The following is a 529-nucleotide window of genomic DNA, read 5'->3' as shown; positions in this document are numbered from 1 at the left end:
GAGCGTGGACAGCCCAAGGCTGCAGAAGCAGGCAATTACTTGCGGAGTCGCGCTCTCCACCTTGGGCTGGGGGAAGCTAGTAGGGAAACTGGGCTACAAATTCGCCGGGGTTCTCACTAACTCCGCAGTGAAAGAGGAGCCGCTTACTCAAAACCTTGCGCAAAGTGGGGGTAAGGGTGTCCTCAAAGCCCTGGCCTACGATGGAAACGGTGACCCGGTCGAGATATTCCTTGACACCCTCGAGATCCTTCCCTTCGGCATAGGGACAGCGGCTTCATGCACCCGAGTTGTCACTATAGCCATAGACGAGGCGCTCCCGAAGGTTCCTGTGRAGAGTACCCTCCCGGCGAATAAGCTCCCCAAGAACACTGGGCCTCTGAACACAAAGCTACCTGGGGATACTGGACCTCAGGGGAATRCGACGCCTACYACCAACTCGGGTTAGTAGCCTGACACCCCGCCGGGTTCGGTTCCTTCGGAGTGAGGTGGATGCGCCGTCGGGCCACTGGCTCGATATCCAGCACTGCAC

Annotated in this window: 1 protein-coding gene; it reads left to right on the top strand. The window is 58.6% G+C overall.

What is annotated here, in order from left to right; genetic code table 11:
- The coding region (locus tag AC1DYK_RS35600) for a hypothetical protein (RefSeq protein WP_478170551.1) at nucleotides 1-445 on the top strand (445 nt) is incomplete at its 5' end.
- Nucleotides 446-529: the final 84 nt, after the last annotated feature.

The sequence above is a fragment of the Variovorax sp. P2_H12 genome, assembly GCF_056403395.1.
The sequence above is the reverse complement of the archived record's forward strand: the minus strand, read 5'-3'. Positions and strand labels throughout refer to the sequence as shown.